Below are 20,095 nucleotides of genomic sequence, written 5' to 3'. Positions count from 1 at the left end.
CTACCTTCAGCAAAGCTAAGGACACCTCATGAAAATGCCGGGAGCCTCACGGTCCCGGCGTAAATCAATCGGAACGGTTTACAACTTGAGAGGTTGGGCGACGTTCTGCAAGGTGCATGACCGGTAAACTGGAATGACGCGCAGATTACGGCTGTCAATGGTGAAATTAGCTGTAGCGGTATTGATGGTCAGTTCGGTGTAGAAGCCACCCGGTACCTTGTCTTGACCAGTGACCGCCTTGACAGGACGTGGGTCCTGCTCGACCGGCGTTACAACTATGCTCTGGGTGCCGACGCTGCTAGGCAGGAACGCCCCGGTAGCCGAGTTGGCATCGAAGATGACGCGGTAATTACCGTTAGGCAACGTCTTGAGTTGCTCGGAAGGAACGTTTTTGTTGAATGCGGAATCATAGGTGTTCGTATTCGTTCCCTTTAGCTTCACATCCACTGATTTGATATCACCTACAGCCGCGAACTCGACCACCACCTGAGTTGAGTACTTACGCGCCGTATCGCTGGGATTGGTGACGCTGTCGCATCCCGCATATTGGACGGTTGGAGTGAGGGATGAGGCGTACTCTGTCTTTAAATCCACGATACGTGCGCTGCCGCTACCGTCAGGTGCACTGCCAGACGAGCCACAGCCCGCTAGAAGTCCAGTCATTCCTATCGCTGCGGCGGCCATCATCATTTTCTTCATGCCGCCACTGTGACCCATCCCACGCGCGAATGGGTGATCGGAACATTTACAAAACGTGAGCTTGATCGTGCTGGCGGGGCATTTGAGAAGACACCGCCTTAAAGCGTTCCCGGCATTTTGCTCATGGAATCGGGCGGTCTGGAACAGGCCCGTTAAACTGCCCCCTATGACCCTCAGCGAACTGGCCGGAAAACCCGCTCCTCAGAGCCTGCTGACGAACATTCCACGTCTGGTGGCGCATTACTACGAAACGCGCCCGGATGTCAACGATCCACTGCAACGCGTGGCCTTCGGCACCAGCGGCCACCGGGGCACCAGCCTGAACGGGACCTTCAACGAGGCGCACATTCTGGCGGTGGCGCAGGCTGTGGCAGAACACCGTGCCGCAGCGGGCATCAGCGGACCGCTGTTCATGGGCCTGGATTCCCACGCCCTGTCCGAACCCGCGTGGATGAGTGCCCTGGAGGTCCTGACCGCAAATGGCGTGCGCGTTTGCGTGCAGCCCGGTGTGATGACCGCCACACCGCTGATCAGCCACGCGATCCTCGAACACAACCGTGCGGGCAAGGGGGGCACGGCGGACGGCATCGTGATCACGCCCAGTCACAATCCCCCGCAGGACGGCGGTTTCAAGTACAACCCGCCCAGCGGCGGACCCGCCGACACCGACGTGACCGGGGCCGTGCAGGCCCGCGCCAACGCCATCCTCGAGAATGAAATGCGCGACGTGAAACGCCTGTCTCTCGAAGACGCGATGGGCAAACTCGAAGAGTTCGACTTCATCACGCCATATGTGCGCCAGTTGCCGGAGGTCATCGACCTGGAGGCCATCAAGGAGAGCGGTGTACACGTCGGCATCGATCCGCTGGGTGGGGCCAGCCTGCCGGTGTGGGAGGCGATCCTGGCCGAGTATGGTCTGAACTTCGAGATCGTGAACCGGACCGTCGATCCCCGCTTTGCCTTCATGAGTGTGGACAAGGACGGGAAGATTCGCATGGACTGCTCCAGCCCTTACGCGATGGCCGGGCTGCTTCGTCTTAAGGACGATTTCGACGTGGCGGTGGGCAATGACCCGGACGCCGACCGCCACGGCATCGTTACGGCCGACGGCCTGATGAACCCGAATCATTATCTGGCCGTGATGATCGACTACCTGTTCCAGCACCGTCCCGGCTGGCGACGGGAAGCGGGCGTGGGCAAAACGCTGGTCAGCAGTGCCCTGATTGACCGCGTGGCTGCGGGGCTGGGCCGCACTCTTGTGGAAGTTCCGGTCGGCTTCAAATATTTCGTGGACGGGCTGCTGACCGGCGATCTGGGCTTCGGTGGCGAGGAATCCGCCGGGGCCAGCTTCCTGCGCCGGGATGGCGGAGCCTGGAGCACCGATAAAGACGGCGTGATTCCCGGCCTGCTGGCAGCCGAGATGACGGCCAAGACGGGCAAAACGCCCAGCCAGCGCTTTGCCGACCTGACCGAGAAATACGGCGCGACCGCCTATGACCGCCAGGACGCGCCTGCCACGCCCGAGCAGAAAAAGATTCTGGGCAACCTCTCACCGGAGGACGTGAAGGCGCAGACTCTGGCCGGCGATCCGATCACCGCGCGACTGACCCGCGCTCCCGGCAACGACGCGCCCATCGGCGGCCTGAAGGTGACCACCGCCGAGGCGTGGTTCGCCGCCCGGCCCAGCGGCACCGAGAACGTGTACAAGATCTACGCCGAGAGCTTCAAGGGTGCGGAGCATTTGAAACAGGTGATGGAGGAGGCCCGCGAGGTGGTCACCGAGGCGCTGGGGGGCAAGTAGGGGTGGGGGAGACTGATCCTGGAAAGACAGGGGCCCATACCGTCATCACCCGAGAGGAACTGCTGGGTGTGGAGTTCGACTGGTTCGCCGCCGACATGCGCGGCCATGTCGCGCAGTTCATGGCGGCGGGCGACACCCAGGTTCCGGAGGCGGCCCTGGCTTCCGAGGAACTGCTTGAAGCCCTGCACGTCTGGATCGACACCCGCCCTGAAGCCGAGCCGCCCAACGCTCCGGCGGGTGGCTTCGACGAACACCTGACCCCTCCTCAGCGCCGGGGCGCCTATGTCTATGATCGTGTGCCGGAACAGGCGGGGATTTACCGCCTGGTAGCTGCGCCACGTCAGCCCTTCACGGTGCAGGATCTTCCCCCCCACCTTTGCGACTACCTGCGGGGACTGGTGCTGAACGTGCACTTCGGAGAGGCGAAGTTACGCGTCGGCACCGACGGAGTGGCGGAGGTGGGCGAGGCGTAAAGGCCACTGGGGAGCTTCCGGTTTTGCCCAGCTCCCACCCGACTCCCCATTCCTGCCACCCCAATCCACTACAGTTGGCCGCGTGACCGTTCCACCCGCCGCCCCTGATCCCCCCGAATCGCAAAAAGGCCCCGCCCGTCCCGCTCCGCTGCCGCGCAAATCGCTGCGGGCCAACACCCTGATCGTCATGCTGGGCACGTTGGGTTCGCGGCTGTCGGGCATTGTGCGGACGCAGATCATGGGGTTGTTCGGCAATACCTTGCTGGACGCCTTTCTGGTCGCTGTCAAGGTTCCCAACCTGCTGCGCGAACTGCTGGCCGAGGGCGCGCTGGTCAATTCTTTTATTCCTACCTACAAATCTCTGGATGCCGCTGGGAGAAGAGACCTGGCCCAGACCTTCAGCGGTGTGCTGATCGCAGTCAACCTGCTGCTGATGGCCTTGGGCATTCTGGCCGCGCCATTCATCGTTGACCTGCTGATTGCCGAAACGCCCAACGTGGACCGCGCCGTGGCCGTGTATATGACGCAACTGGTCATGCCTTTTCTGATGCTGATCAGCCTGTCCAGTATCGCCATGGGCCTGTTGAACGCCGACGAGCACTTTCGCGAGAGCAGTTTTGCGCCGGTGGCCTTTAATCTGGCCAGCATTGCGGCGCTGTTCATCCTGCCCAACACGGCCACCTGGCTGGCCTTTGGCTGGTTGATCGGCGGGCTGGCGCAACTGGTGGTTCAGCTGCCCGCGCTGACCCGCTTCGGGCTGCTGCCCACGCCGAGTCTGAAGCCCAACCCGGCGCTGCTGCGGGTGTTGCGGCAGATGGCTCCGTTTACCTTGACAGCCGGAGCAAGGCAATTTCTGAACCTGTACGTGACGCGACTGCTCAGCGATGCGGGGCGGTTCCAGCCGGGCACCCAGGCTGGCTACTTTTACGCCGAGACCCTCTTTACCACGGTCAACGGTCTGCTGGTGGTTTCACCCGCGCTCGCCCTGTTCCCACGCTTTTCCGAACACGCGGCGGCCCGTCACTGGACTGCCTTCAAGGCGCTGACCGTTCAGGGAATCCGCACCACCACCTTCCTGGCGGCGCCCATGAGCGCGCTTCTGGTGGTCCTGGCGCCCTATGCGGTCAGCATCGTCAACATCTCACGCGACTACAACGTGGCGCGTTTCGAAGCGGCCAGCGACATTCTGACCGGGTGGAGTCTGGCCCTGGTGCCCTGGGCCATCGTCACCGTGTTGCTGCGGACCTTTTACGCCCGCGAACGCACGATGGAGGCCGTGACCGTCAGCGCCGTGGGTTTCGTGGTAGAGGTGGGGCTTTACCGCCTGGTGGTGCCGCCGCTGGGGCTACTGGGTTTTGGCGTGAGCACGGCGCTCAGCGGCATTCTGATGGCCGGGGCGCTGGCGTGGCTGTACCGCCGTGCCCTGGGCTTTCCGGGCCGCGAAGTCGCGGCGCATCTGGTACGGGTCTTACCGCTGTCCGTGATCACGGGTCTGGTGGCGTGGCTGGCCCTGCGTTTCGTGCCCTTTATTCCTGCGCCCGGCTTTATCATCCCTGGGCTTATCGGCCTGAGCGTGGCGGGCGGCGCGGGTCTGGCCGCCTACCTGCTGGGCGCGTTGCTCCTGAGAATGCCGGAGATGGGGGGCCTGCTGCGCAGACTGCGGCGCTGAGCCACAGGCAGCCTCGCACGGATCCCGGTTTGGGTGCAATCGGAAGGCGTTACAGTCGAATACCAATCAGGGCGTAGGCCACCAGCGCCACTTTCTCGCGCAGCAGGTAACTGCGGTTGACGTTGGCGCTCAGGGGACTGGCGCTCACGTTGGCCTCGAGGCCGATTGCCCGTGCCAGGGCCAGGGCGCGCGGGGCGTGGGCCTCGTCGGTCACGAGCGTGATCGGCGTGTGGGGCAGCAGCATGGTCCGGGCGTAGCGCAGGTTCTCGATGGTGGTGCGGCTGCGGGTCTCTGCCAGCAGGGCGGTTGCCGGGACACCGTGTTGATTCAGATAGGCCGTTCCAACCTCGCCCTCGCTGAACGGATCGTTGGGGCGCCGCCCGCCCGTCACCACGATCTGTTGCACGCCGCCGCCCCGGTACAGCGCCAGCGCGTGGTTCAGCCGCCGCTGGAAGGCTGGACTGGGCCGCCCCGCGTACTGCGCCGCACCCAGCACAATCAGCGTGCTGTACGGACGCTCGGCATTGGGCACTCGCAGGTTAGGCAGCGCCAGAAAAACGATGGCCAGCAGGGCCAGGATGACCAGTGGAAGAAGAGTGAGGGTGGACCCTCTGGAGTGCATGACCGGCAGCGTAGCATGAAGAAAAATTTAAGGTGTCACCGTGGCTCTCAGGTCTAACCAGTGTCACGGGCCTCATCTGCCCCTGTTGACAACGTGTCTTTTGCGCCCTATCTCCCGAAAGCAGTTCAGAGGCCGTGCTACCCTCGGGCCTGCCTTTCAAATGTCAGGTTACGGTGACCTCGCCGGATCTGGCCGTCCCGGAAAAGAGCGCCCCAGGAGAGTAGCCCCCTATGTCCAAGACCCTCGTAATCGTCGAATCCCCCGCCAAAGCCCGCACCATCGAGAAGTACCTGGGAAAAGGGTACGCGGTGGAATCTTCGATCGGGCATATCCGCGACCTGCCCAAGAGTGCGGCGGATATTCCCGAAAAATACAAGGGCCTGGCCTGGGCGCGCCTGGGACTGGACATTGAGAACGACTTCCAGCCCCTCTATGTGGTGTCGCCTGAGAAGAGGCAGCATGTCGCCAAGCTGAGGAAATTGGCCGCCGACGCCGACGAGATCATTCTGGCAACAGACGATGACCGTGAGGGCGAGAGCATCGCGTGGCACCTCTACCAGGAGCTGAAGCCGAAAGTACCGGTCAAGCGTATGGTCTTCCACGAAATCACGAAAGATGCGATCCAGGCGGCAATTGCTACGCCGCGCCAGATCGACACCAATCTGGTCGAGGCACAGGAGGCCCGCCGCGCGCTGGACCGCCTGTACGGTTACGAGGTCAGCCCGGTGCTGTGGAAGAAGGTGGCGCCCAAGCTGTCGGCGGGCCGCGTGCAGAGCGTGGCGACGCGCATGCTGGTGGAGCGCGAGCGCGAGCGAATGCGTTTCGTGAGCGGCTCTTGGTGGGACCTGCTGGTGACTGGCCGCACGGTGGAGAACGCCACCTTCCCCGCGCGCCTGACCGACGTGGCGGGCCAGAAGCTGGCGGTGGGCAAGGATTTTGACCCCCTGACCGGCAGACTCAAGCCCGATGCGAACGTCCGTACGCTGTCTGAGGCCGAGGCCCGTGCCCTGGCCGAGGGCCTCACCGGAGGGACGCTGACGGTAATCTCCGCAGAGGAGAAGCCCTTCACGCAGCGCCCCTATCCGCCATTTATTACCTCCACCCTTCAGCAGGAGGGCAGTCGCAAGCTGGGGTTCGCCGCCACCCGCACCATGCGCGCCGCCCAGCGACTGTACGAGGGCGGCTACATCACCTATATGCGGACGGACAGCACCAACCTCTCGGCAGAGGCCGTAACTGCCGCACGCACGCAGGTCTCGCAGATGTACGGTCAGCCCTACCTGTCGCCGCAGCCACGCGTGTATGCCAAGAAGGCCAAGAATGCCCAGGAAGCGCACGAGGCGATCCGCCCAGCGGGCAGCAGCTTCCGCACGCCGGATTCACTCCGCGGTGAGCTGGGCGGCGACGAATGGCGTCTGTATGACCTGATCTGGAAGCGCACGGTGGCTTGTCAGATGGCCGACGCGCGGGGCCGCAGCCTGCGCGTGCGTCTGGGCGGTAAGGCCAGGACGGGTGAGGAGGTGGGGCTGAGCGCCTCGGGCCGCACCATCGACTTTCCCGGCTTTCTGCGCGCCTACGTGGAGGGCAGCGACGATCCGAGCGCGGCGCTGGAAGACCGCGAAACGCCGCTGCCCCCACTGAAGGAAGGCCAGCGCGTGACCGCCGAGACCGTGAAGCCTGAAGGGCATGAAACCCAGCCGCCTGCCCGCTACACCGAGGCCAGCCTGGTGCAGGCCCTCGAAGGCGCGGGCATTGGCCGCCCCAGCACCTACGCCAGCATCCTGGGGACCATCCAGGACCGGGGATACGCCGCCAAGAAGGGGCAGGCGCTGGTGCCCAGTTGGACGGCCTTTGCCACTTCTGCGCTGCTGGAACACCACTTCGGGAATCTGGTGGATTACGATTTCACCGCCCGGATGGAGGAGGATCTGGACGACATTGCCGGGGGCCGTGCCCAGCGGGTGCCGTACCTGAAGCGCTTCTACCTGGGTGACAACGGTCAGGGCATGGCGCTGCGCCCCCTGATTGACCGGCAGATGGGTGAGATCGACGCGCGCGGCATCGCCACCATCGCCGTCCCTCGCCTGGAGGGCAGCGGCATCGAGGTTCGGGTGGGCCGGTATGGCCCCTACATGCAGCGCGGTGACGACAAGGCCAACCTGCCTGAGGATCTCGCGCCCGATGAGCTGACTGCCGAGAAGGCTGAGGAAATCATGAGCCGTCCCAGCGGGGACCGCCCCCTGGGCGTGGACGAGGAGACGGGGCAGCCAGTGGTGGCCCGCGCCGGACGGTACGGTCCCTACGTCACGCTGGGCGCGGAGAACCCGCCGATTCGCACCGCCAGCCTGTTTCCCACCGACGATCTGTCAACCCTCAGCCTGCCGCGCGCCCTGAAGCTGCTCAGCCTGCCGCGTCTGGTGGGCACCTCTGAGGGTGAGGAGGTCTGGGCACTGAACGGCAAGTATGGCCCGTACCTCAAGCGCGGAAACGACAGCCGCAGCCTGACCAACCACGAGGAACTGTTCACGGTGACGCTGCCCGAGGCCGAGGCCTTGTTCAAGCAGCCGCGCTTCGGCAGGGGCCGTACACCGGCGCCGCCCCTGAGCACCTACAAGTACGAGGGCCGCGCCGATATTGTCCTCAAGTCCGGGCGCTTCGGCCCCTACCTGACCGACGGCGAGCGCAACGCCACCCTCCGCAAGGGGGAATCGGAGACCACGCTGACCGCCGAACGTGCGCTGGAGATTCTGGAGGAGCGCGGCAAGGAGCCGAAAGGCAAAGCAGGTAAACCCCGCAAAGCGGCGGCCAAACCCACAACCGCCAAGAAAACTGCCGCCAAGAAGGCTCCAGCCAGGAAAACAGCCACCAAAACGCCAGCGTCGAAAACCACGAAGAAGGCTGCCGCGAAGGCTCCAGCCAAATCCACCTTCACCTGGGCGCAGCTCAAGCCACACATCGGCGTCCTCTCGGTGCAGGAACGGCAGCTCGTGACCGCCACCCGCGAACAGGGCCGCAAGGTGGATGACGTGGCTCCCGAACTGGGGCTGGATGTGAAAAAGGCCAAGGGCATGGCGCTGCAGGCCAGCAAGAAGCTCAACCAGGCGGCGCGCGGAGAGTAAGGGAATGGCCCGCGAGAAGGTTGCCGTTCCCCAGGCCCTGCACCTGACCCGTCTGGGGCAAAGTGCGCCGGGTCAATGGGTGGGTCTGCCCGGCGGCGAACTGCGGGTGATTAATTTAAACGGCAAAGTGGTCGGTGACTCTGTGACCGGCTGGCTGATCTGTTTGAGCGGCGAGGCGGTGATCGATCTTCCCCTCAGCAATTTTGTGCGCCTGCGCCCTGGAGAGGGTTACCGCGTGACAGGCGATGAACCCTGGACGGCCTTCGACACCAAAGAGGGGAGTGTGTTATTGCTCTCGGTGGACGGCGAATAACGGCCAGGGAGAAAGTGGGGCATGATTCGTCCCGCCGCCGACGCCGACTTCAGACGCGTTCACTGGGATTGCCGACAATGTCTCGCCAGCACAGCTGCCCATGCCCTCCGATCAGGTCGCGTTGGTACGGAAGCGAGTGCGGGAACGGTAGCTTCCTCTTGAAGCTATGCCACGCCATGCTGGACTCTGCCGAAAAACCTATGTTGATCGGCACTTGGGCAGCAGTGTCAGCCATCGGCAGCTGCTAGAAACGCGACTCTTCCGCAGAACGAGGAGAGCCGTCCGCTTCGCACCTGTCAGACCCCTTTTCGAAGTGCGAATCTGAAACCTCGCTAGGTTGCCAGAGGCTCTCCGTCTTCCGCCACTATTTCTTCTTGCGCTTGGCGGCTTTCGCAGCCTCCTTCGCCGCTTTGGCCTCTGCCTTCTGTTTTTCCTGCATCTCGCGGCCCATGTCCTCCATCAGCTGCGCGCCCTGGGCGTCCACGGTGCGTTGCAACTGCACCAGGGTGGTGATCACCATATTGTTCAGGACGCGCTCCACGGGCGTTCTGATCCACTTGTAGCGGATCCGTCCGTTCACGGTCAGCGTGACCTCGGTGCCGCCCGGCATGGGCTTGAACTGCCAGCCCTGGGTCAGTTTTTCCAGCGGCCCCACATGCCGCACGCTTTCCCAGCCGCCACGCTGCGGGGCCTGCAACTGACCGTATTTGGCCGTGAAACTCAGACCCAGCAGCTTGCGGGCAAATTTGAAGCGCACCAGGGCGTTGTTGGTCAGGCGGCTCTCGCCGCCCTCGTACTCTGCTTTGGCCAGATTGGGATCCCATTTGACGCGGCGGCGCGGTTCCAGCGCCAGGCGGTAGAGCACGTCTGGGCGGGACCGGACCACGATGGTCTGCTTGATGCTGATGGACTCGGACATAGTGGGGCCACTGTAGCGCGGGGCGGGCGTAGCTGGAGGCCGGGTGTCATGCCATTGGTGTTCTCGCCGGTGCCGCAGCCCAGTTGCTACACTCCGTCCCGTGATGTTTGGACCCCATACCCCCCGCAGCCAGCCGCAGCCGGGACACCTGTATGACGTGGCGGTGGTGGGCGCAGGCCTGGCCGGAACCGAGCTGGCGTGGCGGCTGGCCCAGGCGGGCGCGGACGTGCTGCTGGTTTCGCAGGCCCTGGACCACCTGGGCAACCTGTACGCGCCGACGATTGACGGCGCTGATTTTCCGGCTGGAAGTGTCTTTGCTGAAATCCGCGACCGCCTCGCGCCCGATACTGACGGCTGGAGCTTTCACCGCCAGCTCAAGGCGCAGATCGAGGGCACAGCTGGCATTCACCTGCTGCAGAGCACAGTGACCGAACTGGACGAGCGTGAGGCCGATGTCGTGCTGTCCACCTGGGAGGGACCAGAACTACACGCCGGTCAGGTCATTCTGGCCGTGGGCGCCTTCCTCAAAGGCCGCCTGCTGATCGGCGACAGCATGGAGGAGGCCGGGCGACTGTCCGAGGTGGCCTACGACTTTCTGGCCGACGATCTGGCCCGCTCGGGCGTGTTTTTAGTCGGTGCGGAGGCCACGGCGGCGGCGGTGGAGGGTGCGCCGCCCTACGATGTACGCTTCCTGACGCCCGCGCCCGGTGAGCTGGACGGCTTTCGCCTGACCCGCTTTGACCGCGTGCGCGCCGTGGGCCGGGTGCGGCCCGGCGACTGCTCGTATCACAGTGTGCTGCAGGACGCCGCCCGCCTTGCCGCCGAACTGCTGGATATGGGCGTGGTGATTCCATGATCTTTTCCCTCAGCGACTTTCATTTTCCTGACGCGACCCCCCGCCTGTACCCGCAGACTGCCGGGCGTCCCTGGGTACTTGAGATCGGGTTTGGGGATGGGCGTTTCTGGCCGCACCACGCCGCTATGTTCGCTGAGCCGCCGAATTACCTGGGGGTGGAACTGTCGGGCGTCTCGCTCCTCAAGGCCCAGCGTCGCCTGAAGAGCGCGGGCCTAAACAACGCCATCCTGACCAAGCTGCCCGCCGACGTGCTGCTGCGCGAGGTGGTGCCGCGGGGTGGCCTGGACACCATCGTCGTCAACTTTCCCGATCCCTGGCCCAAGGCAGGCCACCTGGAGCACCGCCTGCTGCGCGCGCCCTTCTTCCAGCTGGCCGCCTCACGTCTCAAGCCCGGCGGCGCGGTGCTGCTGACCACCGATCACGACGAGTATTTCGACTTCGCGTGTCAGGCCGCGCGGGACAGCGGCGTGATGCATGTGGAGTTGACCGGGCCGCCGCCCGCCGCGCTGGAAACCAAGTACGCCCTCAAGTGGCGGGATCTGGGCCTCAGCGCCCAGCACGCCCGCTTCACGCCCACCGCCCACCCGGACGTTCCCCACGGCGACGTCCGTCCCTATCCGGAGGACCCTGAACAAGTGCCACACGCCATTCTGACCCTGCCCGCAGAGTTTACGCCCGCTACCCCCGGCCAGCCCTTTCAGAAGCGGACGGCTCGTGGGGGGGACTGGACCGTCATCCTGCTGGACCTGTATGCCAGCCTGCGCCGCGACGGCTGGGTGGCGCTGGCGCACGTCGTCGAGGGCGAGCTGACCCAAGAAGTGCTGGTCGGCATCACGGCGCGCGAGGACGGCAGCCATCTGGTGCGTCTGGCCAGGTTCGGTGGCCCGATCATCACGCCAGGAGTCAAGGCAGCGGTGGGCGCGGTGACCGAGTGGCTTGAAGAGTCGGGCGGCCGGGTGACCCACCGGGGCTATTGAGAAGCGCGGACGACACAGCTTGGCATGCGGCCCCACGGCACTCCGTACCGTCCCTCAATCCAGCGCCCCGTAAAGCCCTATCCTGAAGGCATGGTGAAGCTGGACGAAACCCCCTTGCCCGGCGTGGGCGTGCGCTATGACTTCGACGGGCGCTTCGGCAAACGCGTGGGTGTGATCACGCACCGCGACGGCCGCCGTGAGCTGTTCGTCTCCCTGAAAGAAGATCCCGACGCCTGTGCCCAGAGCATCGTGCTGGCTGAGGACGAGGCGGAAGTGGTCTCGGACCTGATGGGTGGCAGCACTGTGACCCGCCGTCTGGCCCAGAGCATGCAGGATATCGAGGGTCTGGCGATGGACTGGCTGCCGCTGGCGGCCACAACGCCGTTTGACGGCCAGCCGCTGGGCAGCACCATGTTGCGCACGCGCACCGGGGCCAGCATCGTGGCGATCATCCGTGGCGGCGGAGCCATTCCTGCGCCGGGGCCGGAGTTCATCCTGCGCGCCGGGGACACGGTGGTGGTGGTCGGCACAGCTGGCGGGGTGGTGCGCGCGGCCCGGCTGCTGAACGGAGAGCAGGACGAGAAGGAATTGGTCAAGACCCTGTAAATCAGCCTCCTGGACACCCTGGGAGGTGAGACGTGGAACTCGGCCAACTTTTTCTGGAACTGGGCGGCGTGATCATGTTGCTGGCCCTGGTGGGCCGCGCTGCCGGGCGGCTGGGCATCACGCCCATCCCGCTATATCTGCTCGCGGGGATCGCTCTAGGTGCGTTCATGTCACTGGGCAACGCACCCGAAGAATTCATCCACACCGGCGCGGAGATCGGAGCGGTGCTGCTGCTCTTTACGCTGGGGCTGGAATACACCAGCGAGGAGCTTAGCGGCAACCTCAAGGCCAATGGCCAGATCGGCCTCATTGATTTGGCCCTCAATTTCACGCCGGGTCTGATCGCGGGTGTCCTGCTGGGGTTCACACCCTTGGCCGCCGTGTTACTGGGCGGCGTGACCTACCTGACCTCCAGCGGAATCGCCAGCAAGATCCTGCGCGACTTCGGGCGGCTGGGCAATCGCGAGACCCCGCTGATCCTGGCCGTCTGCGTGATCGAGGACGTGGTGATGGCCGCCTACCTGCCGGTGGTGGCCGCGCTGCTGATCGGCGGGACACTGGTGGCGGTGGGTGTGAACCTGCTGGTGGCGCTGGCGGCTTTCGGGCTGGCCTTCTTTCTGGCGCTGCGTTACGGCCATGTTCTGAGCCGCGTGATGAATGTTCCCAGCGATGAAGCCCTGCTGCTGGGCGTACTGGGCCTGGTGCTGGTGGTGGCGGGCGTGGCGGATCAACTCAAGGTCAGCGCGGCCATCGGCGCGTTTCTGGTGGGTATCGCTCTGTCTGGTGAGGTGGCTGAGCGGGCGCGGCGACAGGTCGAGCCGCTGCGCGATCTGTTTGCCGCCGTGTTCTTCGTGTTCTTCGGCTTGCAGCTGAATCTGTCCGAGGTGCCGGGTGTGCTGCTGCCTGCCCTCCTTCTGACCGTTGTCACCGGGGCCACCAAATTCGCGGTGGGCTGGATCGGCGCAGCCCGCGCAGGCGTGCAGATTCGCGGACGCTTTCGCGCCGGAACCACCCTGATTCCGCGCGGCGAGTTCAGCATTCTGATCGCTGGGCTGGGGCTGAGCCTGGCCCCCAGCCTGGGCCCGCTGGCCGCCGTTTACGTTCTGCTGACTGCCATCCTGGGGCCGGTGCTGTCACGCTTCGATGCACAGCTTGCGCCGCTGCTGGACAGGAAAAAGCCGGAAAAGAGTGCTGCCGCCCCGGGACGCACATGAGGTCGCGATGACTGGACGCACTACCCGCTTCTGTGCAGGCAGGGTTAAACCACTGTCTATACTCGGGCCATGAATCCATCAAGCGTCATGACGGAGAACCCGCTGCTTAACGTGGGTTTCCGTGTACCTTTCGATCAGATCAGGCCCGAACATGCCGAGAGCGCTGTGGACTCCTTGCTGGCCGAGGCGCGGGAAAAACTGGAACGCCTGGCCGAATCCGGCGAACGGCAGTTCAAGAACTTCATGGCCGATCTGGATACCCTCACGGAGCGGCTTAGCACCGTGACCACCATCGTCCATCACCTTGACGGCGTGGTCAGCAGTCCCGAGTGGACGGCGGCCAAGCTGGCGATCCTGCCCAAGACCAGCGAGTTCTACACCAATCTCAGCCTGCACCCGGGCCTGTGGAAGGCGCTCAAGGCATTTGCCGCAACGGACGATGCCAGGGGGCTCGACCCGGTCCGCGCCCGGCACCTCAAACTGACCATTGACAACTTCAAGCGCGAGGGCGCAGACCTGGAGGAAGCCGACAAGGCGCGGTTGCTGGAGCTGAACACCCGTCTGGCCCGCGTGACCAGCGACTTCGGCAAGAACGTGCTGGACGCCACCGCCGCCTACGAGCTGTACGTGGGCGGGGACCGGCTGGCAGGCGTGCCGCAGCGCGTCAAGGACGCCACTCGCGAGGATGCCCGGGCGCATGGCAGGGACGGCCACCGCCTGACCCTGCACCAGCCGATCACCACGCCGCTGATGACCTACGCCGATGACCGCGAGTTGCGCCGTGAACTGTGGGAGGCCCAGCAGCAGGTGGGCAAACAGGATGGACGCGACAACCGGCCACTGGTCAAGGAGATCCTTCAGCTGCGCCGTCAGAAGGCCAACCTGCTGGGCTTTGCCAACTTCGCCGATTACGTGTTGCAGGACCGCATGGCCGGCGGCGGACAGACGGCCCTGAACTTCGAGCGCGACCTGGAAGCCCGCACCCGTCCCGCCTACGAGCGCGAGAACGAGCAGCTGGAAGCCTTCTACCGTGAGCACGCTGGAGCCGACGCTCCCGCACTGGAAGCCTGGGACGTAACGTACTGGGCCGAGAAGCAGCGTCAGGCCCAGTACGATTTCGATGAGGAGGCCCTGCGCCCGTACTTCCCCCTCGACAACGTGCTCAACGGCGTGTTTGAGATCACCCGCCGCGTGTTCGGCGCGTCGGTGAAGGAGGCGCAGGCCCCCGGCTGGCACCCGGAGGTGCGCTACTACGACATTCACGCCGAGGACGGCACGCACGTCGCCTCCTTCTACACCGACTGGTTCCCTCGCGACACCAAGCGCGCCGGGGCCTGGATGAACGGCTTCATCACCGGCGGCCCACGTGAAGGAGGGGTGGACCCCCACCTGGGGCTGATGTGCGGCAATATGACCCCTCCCGGCAAGGACACGCCCGCACTGCTGTCGATCCGCGAGGTGGAAACGGTGTTCCACGAATTCGGCCACCTGTTGCACCACGCCATGTCGCGCGTGCCAGTCAAGTCGCTGAGCGGCACGCGCGTGGCCTGGGACTTCGTGGAACTGCCCAGCCAGATCATGGAGAACTGGGTGATGGAGCGCGAGGCCCTGGATCTGTTTGCCCGCCACTACCAGACCGGTGAGGCGCTGCCCCAGAACCTCTTCGACAAGATGGTGGCCGCCCGCAACTACCGCGCCGCGAACACCGCCATGCGCCAGTACTCCTTCGGCGCAACGGATCTGATGTTGCACGTCGAGTACGATCCGGGCAGTGACGCCGACCCCGTGGCCCTGGCCCGCGACAGCATGGCCCGCTTCGTGCCGTTCCAGCTGCCGGACGACTACTCGATGGTGGCCGCCTTCAGCCATCTGTTCAGCAGCCCCGTGGGCTACGGGGCCGGCTATTACAGCTACAAGTGGGCCGAGGTGCTCGACGCAGACGCCTTCTCGCGTTTCGCCAGCGAGGGGATTTTCAACCGCGAGACGGGCCGCGCCTTCGTGGACAGCGTCCTGAGCCGGGGCGGCGGCGAGGACCCCGCGCAGCTGTACCGCGAGTTCATGGGCCGCGATCCCGACGCGGACGCCCTGCTGCGCCGCAGCGGCCTGCTGCCCGCGTAATCCTCCAGCCCTAGCCATCCGGCTCACCCTGCAAGCGGTGAGCCGGATTCCTGTTGCGATATGCTCCGCAGATGGTCAAACGCGCGTTGCTGCTCGTCGCCGCCCTGACACCCCTGCTGGCCACGTCCGCCACCCAGGCCCAGGCCAGCCCCGAAGCGCAACTGCTGGCCCGGCTGAATCAGGTCAGGGCGCAGGGCGTGAGCTGTCCGGGCAGCGGGCGACGTCCCGTGGCGGGTGCCTTGAGCTTTAGCGCCCCCCACGCCCAGGCTGCCCGCCTGCAGGCCGGATACATGAGCGCTTCCGGGCGCGTGACCCACAGCGGGCAAAACGGCAGCACCCCCCGCGTCCGGGCGGCCAGCACCGGTGTTCACGCCACCAGCGTTACCGAGATCGTGTACATGGGTTCGGGCCTCAATACAGAGGCTGCCATGCTCTGGTGGCTGAGCAGTCCGGTCCATTGTTACTGGATGACCGAGCGGCGCTACACCCACGCCGGGGTAAGCCTGGTGCGGGGTTCGCGCGGCACGGCGTACGTGATCGTGCTGAGCAGCCAGCCGAAGTAGAGGCGGCTGTCGGCCTGCGACTGTGTCTGCCGGCAGCCATTTGTTGTCCGTCTGTGCTGCGGCGACACCGGGTGACTGCGTCGCTAACAGCTCAGGCCATGAGCCAGGGGACCTGGGTGCAGGCCGACATCCGGGCCTCTGCCTACCGGGCGGTCCAGCCCAGGTCAATGTCCAGCACCGCTCCCGTCATGCCCCAGGCGGCAGGGCTGGCGACATAGCTGGCCAGAGCGGCGATGTCCTCGGGATTCAGCAATCGCTTGATGGCCGCACCCTCCAGCATCACCCGGCCCTCAACCTCCTCGATACTGATGCCGCGCGTGCGTGCCTGATCGGCCATCTGGCCCGTGACCAGCGGTGTCCGCACGTAGCCGGGGCAGATGGCATTGACGGTCAGGCCCTGCTCGCCTGCCTCCAGCGCCGCCGTGCGCGTCAGGCCAATGAGCCCGTGCTTGGCACTGACATACGCGCTTTTAAACGGGCTGGCGACGTGGCCGTGAATGCTGGAGATGTTGATGATGCGGCCCTGACCGCCACTCGTCAGGTAGGGCCAGGCGTATTTGGACAGCAGGAACGGTGCGGTCAGCATCACGCGCAGCATGGCGTCCCAGGTGTCCTCGGGGAAGTCGGCCACCGGGGCGATGTGCTGGAAGCCCGCGTTGTTGACCAGGACGTCCAGCCGGCCCAGCGTGGCCACTGTCTCATCCACGGCGCGGCGGCAGTCCTCACGCCGACCCAGATCCGCCCCGATGAACGTCAGGTCGTGCTGGGCAGCGATCTCCCGGCTTTCAGGCCGATCCAGATCGAGAACGGCCACCCGCAGGCCATCATCCCGAAACCGGCGCGCGACGGCGAGGCCGATGCCGCCCGTGCCGCCCGTGATCAGCGCCGTTCTGTGTTCCGATGAGGTTGTCATGGCCCGGAGTGTAGGCCAGGGGCGTTACTGGGGCGTTCGGAATCCAGAGGCTAGGCTGTGCGGGAAACGATAACTGCCCGTTGCTTCTAAAGTGATGGGAGCTTACGGCCCCTGACTGTGGGCCGGGGCAAGGGCTTTCTAGCCAGTCAGCTCCTCGCTGACACGCATGGCTGACTCCCGGCTCCGTTCCCCCAGTGCCCGCGTCTGCGCCAGCGGTTCCAGGTCCAGCTCGTCCAGGGCGCTGCGGAGTTGTTCGTAGACGCGGCGCGCGGCGGCAGCGTTGCCGCGCGCGTGCCAGGCACGCATCAGGGCGTGGGCGGCGCTCTCGTGGGCCGCGTCCAGGGCCAGGGCTCGTTCGGCGGCACGAATGGCATTCCCGATCTCTCCGACATTCAGGGCAAATTCCGCCTCGGCGGCCAGGGCGTCGGGCAGCCGGGCTGCGTAACGCTGAGCCTCGTTCTGCACGTCATTCAGGTCGGAGTCGGCCACCCGGCTCGGCAGGGCCAGCAGCCCGTCCAGGCGTCCGGCCTCTCCGGGCTGGGTGTCCAGCAGCGTGCGGGCGGCCTGCAGATCGACGTGCAGATCGGGGCCAGGCCGCAGGCGAATCCAGTCGCCGCGTTCCAGAAACACCCCGCTGGCTGCGCCCTCCTCCAGCACCTGCCCCAGCGCGTGCAGGGTGACGCGGAAGTTGCGCTCGCCCACGCCGGGATCGGCCCCGGCAAACAGCGCCTCCTGGGCAGCCTCGCGCGCCAGACCGCCGTCATGAACCGCGAGGAGCGAGAGCAGATCACGCGCCCTCGCCCTGCCCCACTCGCGCACCCGAGTCTCGTGGCTGCGTGTGACCGACACGCGGGCCAGCACGGCGATCCGGACGTTGAAGCCCGGCGTCTGATCGAGGTGGGGGAGTGCTGGGTAGCCCAGCGCGTGGGCGATGGGGGTCAGGGCAGTTTGATATTCAGGCTGCGCCTGCGCCAGCCGTGCCAGCAGACGCGCTCGACCGGACGCGCTATCCACGGGTGAGAACAGGCCGCGCCGGGCCAGCAGGAAAGGGTAGGTTGCCGCCGCCTGGGCCGCAGTTTCCGCCTCGCCGCTCTCAGCTGCAAATCGTGCCAGCGCGACGCAGGCCAGTCCGAAGGCGTCGCCGCAGGTTTGGAATGCTGCACTGGCTGCATCCAGACCGGTCCCGTCTGCGGCGCCCGCCACCTGATTACCCAGGGCCGCCGCCAGATGCAGCAGTCCAGCCATATAGCCGTCGCCCCCCGTCTGGGAGAGTGCCTCGGTCTTCAGCGCCGCCGCCCGCGCCGCGTCTCCGGCCCGGCCTGCCAGCGCCGCCAGACCCATCAGCGGCTCGACGCGCAGCCGCCCCGAGATGGGTTGGGCCAGGCTGAGCGCGTGATCGTAGGAGGCCCGCGCAGCGTCCAGGTCTCCCGCTGCCATGTGGGCGTGCCCCAGTCGCGCCAGCGCCAGCGAACGCACGAAAGGGCTTTCCAGACGCTCGCCCTCGGCCAGACCGGCACGGGCGTGTTCGGCGGCCAGAGCGCTTTCGCCGCGCAGCGCGTACACGAACGCCGCCAGCAGCAGGCCCTCGCGGTGGTTCTGGGCCGCCCGCGCGCCGCCCGCCTCGCCACGGGCCGCCGCCAGCGCCAGTTCCAGCGCCCGCTGCAGATCGCCGGAACGCAGGGCCGCGCGTGCGCCGTCGCGCAAATCCGGAGCCAGTGCCAGCGCTTCAGGCAATCGCCCAGCGTTGAGCAGGTTCTCGGCGCGCATGCGTTGCACGAGTGGCAGGCCCGGAGCAAGCGAGTCCGCCAGCGTCAGCGCGTCCCAGGCGGCGTCCGGCTGCACAGTGTCCAGCGCCACCTGCACCTGTCCCAGCGCTCGCAGCAGGGACGTGGCCTGTTCGTACTCGGCCAGGGCTTCGCCGTAACGGGAAGAGAGACGTAGGGCGTCCCCGGCCAGCGCGTGTAGTTCGGGGGTCCAAACCGCGCGGGGCAGGCGCCCCAGGCTGCGCTCGATCAGCCCGGCCCGACCCTGCGCCAGCCAGCCCGCGCCGTGCACCGAGAGCAGCGCCGCTGCCCGCGCCACGTCTCCTGACAGCAGGTTCGCCGCCAGCGCCCGACGGGGCCGTCCGGTGCGCTCGAAATACGCCGCCCCGCGCGCGGCCAGCGCTTGAATCTCGGCGCCAGTCAGTCCGCCGCGCAGATGGGCGCGCAGCAGCGGATGGGCGCGGTAGACCACACCCTCTGAACCGGTCAGCTGCTCCGAGCGGGTCAGGAAAGTGCCGCCCTTCGCCAGCGCCTCCAGCAGCGCCGCGCCGTCGGGCTCGCCCAGGACCTCACGGGCCAGCTCGGCGGTCAGCTCCTCAAAGAGGCTGCCGCGCGTCAGCACCGCGCGCAGGGCGGAATCCAGCGGCCCCAGCACCTCGGAAGCCAGATAGGAAAAGAGGGTCCCCAGCTGCGCCTCGCCGCCGTCCAGATCGGCCAAATCGGCCAGTTGAACCCGGCCCTGCACCGCCGCCTGCGCCAGAAAGCGCACCGCGATGGGCCAGCCCTCGGTGACCGTGTGGGCCAGCCGCACCTCCGCGTCGGTGGGATCGAGGCCTCCGGCGCGCAGCAGCTCGCCCACTTCCTGCCGGGTGAAGGCGAGTTCCGGGGTGCCCAGTCGGGTGACCTCGCCCGCCGCGTCCAGCCGGGCCAGTTCGGGGAGGGCCAGTGGCACGCGTGACAGTAGCGCCAGTCGCCCGGCGGTGGTGCCCGGGAGGCCTCCGCCCAGCAACTCGCGGAGCACATCTCCCGTCGTCCCGCCGCTCCCTGTCTCGCCACCCAGATGCTGCGCCTCGTCCAGCACCAGCAGGCCGCCGCAGGCGTCCAGCAGATCAGCCACGCGGGCCGCAACGCGGCGGGGAGCGGCTCCGGCATCCAGCATTTCGGCCACCACCGCGCCCCCCGGCAGGCTCTCGGCGGCCAGCGCCAGCCCAGCGGCCAGCACCTGTGGATCGGCGTCGTCGGCGTCCAGGGTCAGCCACGCGTGCGTTCCGCTCGCCAGGCTCGCGGCCAGCGCGGTGGTCTTGCCGTAGCCAGCCGGGGCTACCAGCAACAGCACGCGCGCCGCGTCCATTACCGTTTGCAGGCGGGGCCGGGGCAGCGCGCCGCGAACCGCTGGCACCCGCGCCCGCCGCCGCGAGGTCAGGTCACGCCAGTTGAGGGTCATGCCCAGATGCTAGCAAGGCCGTGCTG

General features: G+C 66.3%; 16 protein-coding genes. 11 read left to right on the top strand and 5 right to left on the bottom strand.

The features are described from left to right. Nucleotides 1-78 precede the first annotated feature (78 nt). A complete protein-coding gene (locus tag HNQ08_RS08880; protein ID WP_184130103.1) occupies nucleotides 79-699 on the bottom strand; it encodes a hypothetical protein in 621 nt (206 codons plus the stop codon). A gap of 166 nt (nucleotides 700-865) precedes the next feature. Here HNQ08_RS08880 and pgm point away from each other — a divergent pair, with 166 nt between their 5' ends. The 3 genes from pgm (at nucleotide 866) to murJ (ending at nucleotide 4,642) form a co-directional block, all read left to right on the top strand. Beyond that, entirely contained in the window at nucleotides 866-2,500 is a 1,635-nt protein-coding gene (gene pgm, locus HNQ08_RS08875) for a phosphoglucomutase (alpha-D-glucose-1,6-bisphosphate-dependent) (protein WP_184130100.1), read from the top strand. Nucleotides 2,501-2,502: 2 nt separating this feature from the next. Continuing rightward, nucleotides 2,503-2,973, top strand: coding sequence for a hypothetical protein (locus HNQ08_RS08870; protein ID WP_229790042.1), 471 nt, complete (start codon nucleotides 2,503-2,505; stop codon nucleotides 2,971-2,973). A gap of 82 nt (nucleotides 2,974-3,055) precedes the next feature. After that, complete coding sequence (gene murJ, locus HNQ08_RS08865) at nucleotides 3,056-4,642, top strand: murein biosynthesis integral membrane protein MurJ (protein ID WP_184130097.1); 1,587 nt, start codon at nucleotides 3,056-3,058, stop codon at nucleotides 4,640-4,642. A 49-nt stretch (nucleotides 4,643-4,691) separates the two neighbouring features. Here murJ and HNQ08_RS08860 read toward each other — a convergent pair whose 3' ends face one another. Further along, the gene (locus tag HNQ08_RS08860; protein ID WP_184130094.1) at nucleotides 4,692-5,264 is read right to left on the bottom strand and encodes a YdcF family protein; all 573 of its coding nucleotides are present in this window, start codon (nucleotides 5,262-5,264) and stop codon (nucleotides 4,692-4,694) included. A gap of 230 nt (nucleotides 5,265-5,494) precedes the next feature. On the opposite strand from HNQ08_RS08860, the gene topA reads away from it, so the two are divergent. Further along, on the top strand, nucleotides 5,495-8,383 hold the full coding sequence (gene topA, locus HNQ08_RS08855; RefSeq protein WP_184130092.1) for a type I DNA topoisomerase: 2,889 nt from the start codon (nucleotides 5,495-5,497) through the stop codon (nucleotides 8,381-8,383). A gap of 4 nt (nucleotides 8,384-8,387) precedes the next feature. Continuing rightward, nucleotides 8,388-8,696, top strand: a complete 309-nt coding sequence (locus HNQ08_RS08850; protein ID WP_184130090.1) for a hypothetical protein — start codon at nucleotides 8,388-8,390, stop codon at nucleotides 8,694-8,696. A 364-nt stretch (nucleotides 8,697-9,060) separates the two neighbouring features. Here HNQ08_RS08850 and HNQ08_RS08845 read toward each other — a convergent pair whose 3' ends face one another. Then, a complete protein-coding gene (locus tag HNQ08_RS08845; protein WP_184130088.1) occupies nucleotides 9,061-9,615 on the bottom strand; it encodes an SRPBCC family protein in 555 nt (184 codons plus the stop codon). Nucleotides 9,616-9,718: 103 nt separating this feature from the next. Here HNQ08_RS08845 and HNQ08_RS08840 point away from each other — a divergent pair, with 103 nt between their 5' ends. The 6 genes from HNQ08_RS08840 (at nucleotide 9,719) to HNQ08_RS08815 (ending at nucleotide 15,949) form a co-directional block, all read left to right on the top strand. Continuing rightward, entirely contained in the window at nucleotides 9,719-10,471 is a 753-nt protein-coding gene (locus tag HNQ08_RS08840) for an FAD-dependent oxidoreductase (RefSeq protein ID WP_184130423.1), read from the top strand. Then, entirely contained in the window at nucleotides 10,468-11,448 is a 981-nt protein-coding gene (trmB, locus tag HNQ08_RS08835) for a tRNA (guanine(46)-N(7))-methyltransferase TrmB (protein ID WP_184130086.1), read from the top strand. Before HNQ08_RS08840 ends, trmB begins: the two co-directional genes overlap by 4 nt. A gap of 90 nt (nucleotides 11,449-11,538) precedes the next feature. Next, nucleotides 11,539-12,054 carry a cation:proton antiporter regulatory subunit gene (locus HNQ08_RS08830; RefSeq protein ID WP_184130084.1) on the top strand — a complete coding sequence of 172 codons (516 nt, stop codon included), beginning with the start codon at nucleotides 11,539-11,541 and terminating at the stop codon, nucleotides 12,052-12,054. Between the two features lie 32 nt (nucleotides 12,055-12,086). Continuing rightward, entirely contained in the window at nucleotides 12,087-13,268 is a 1,182-nt protein-coding gene (locus tag HNQ08_RS08825) for a cation:proton antiporter (RefSeq protein ID WP_184130082.1), read from the top strand. A gap of 69 nt (nucleotides 13,269-13,337) precedes the next feature. Next, nucleotides 13,338-15,386 carry a M3 family metallopeptidase gene (locus tag HNQ08_RS08820; RefSeq protein ID WP_184130079.1) on the top strand — a complete coding sequence of 683 codons (2,049 nt, stop codon included), beginning with the start codon at nucleotides 13,338-13,340 and terminating at the stop codon, nucleotides 15,384-15,386. Between the two features lie 71 nt (nucleotides 15,387-15,457). Continuing rightward, complete coding sequence (locus HNQ08_RS08815; protein ID WP_184130076.1) at nucleotides 15,458-15,949, top strand: CAP domain-containing protein; 492 nt, start codon at nucleotides 15,458-15,460, stop codon at nucleotides 15,947-15,949. A 142-nt stretch (nucleotides 15,950-16,091) separates the two neighbouring features. On the opposite strand, the gene HNQ08_RS08810 is transcribed toward HNQ08_RS08815, so the two are convergent. Then, entirely contained in the window at nucleotides 16,092-16,862 is a 771-nt protein-coding gene (locus tag HNQ08_RS08810) for a 3-hydroxybutyrate dehydrogenase (protein ID WP_184130073.1), read from the bottom strand. Nucleotides 16,863-17,000: 138 nt separating this feature from the next. After that, nucleotides 17,001-20,069, bottom strand: coding sequence for an AfsR/SARP family transcriptional regulator (locus tag HNQ08_RS08805; protein ID WP_184130070.1), 3,069 nt, complete (start codon nucleotides 20,067-20,069; stop codon nucleotides 17,001-17,003). Between the last annotated feature and the right edge of the window lie 26 nt (nucleotides 20,070-20,095).

Source organism: Deinococcus humi (assembly GCF_014201875.1).
Taxonomy (GTDB): Bacteria; Deinococcota; Deinococci; order Deinococcales; family Deinococcaceae; genus Deinococcus; species Deinococcus humi.
This window is presented reverse-complemented; position numbering and strand designations above follow the sequence as displayed.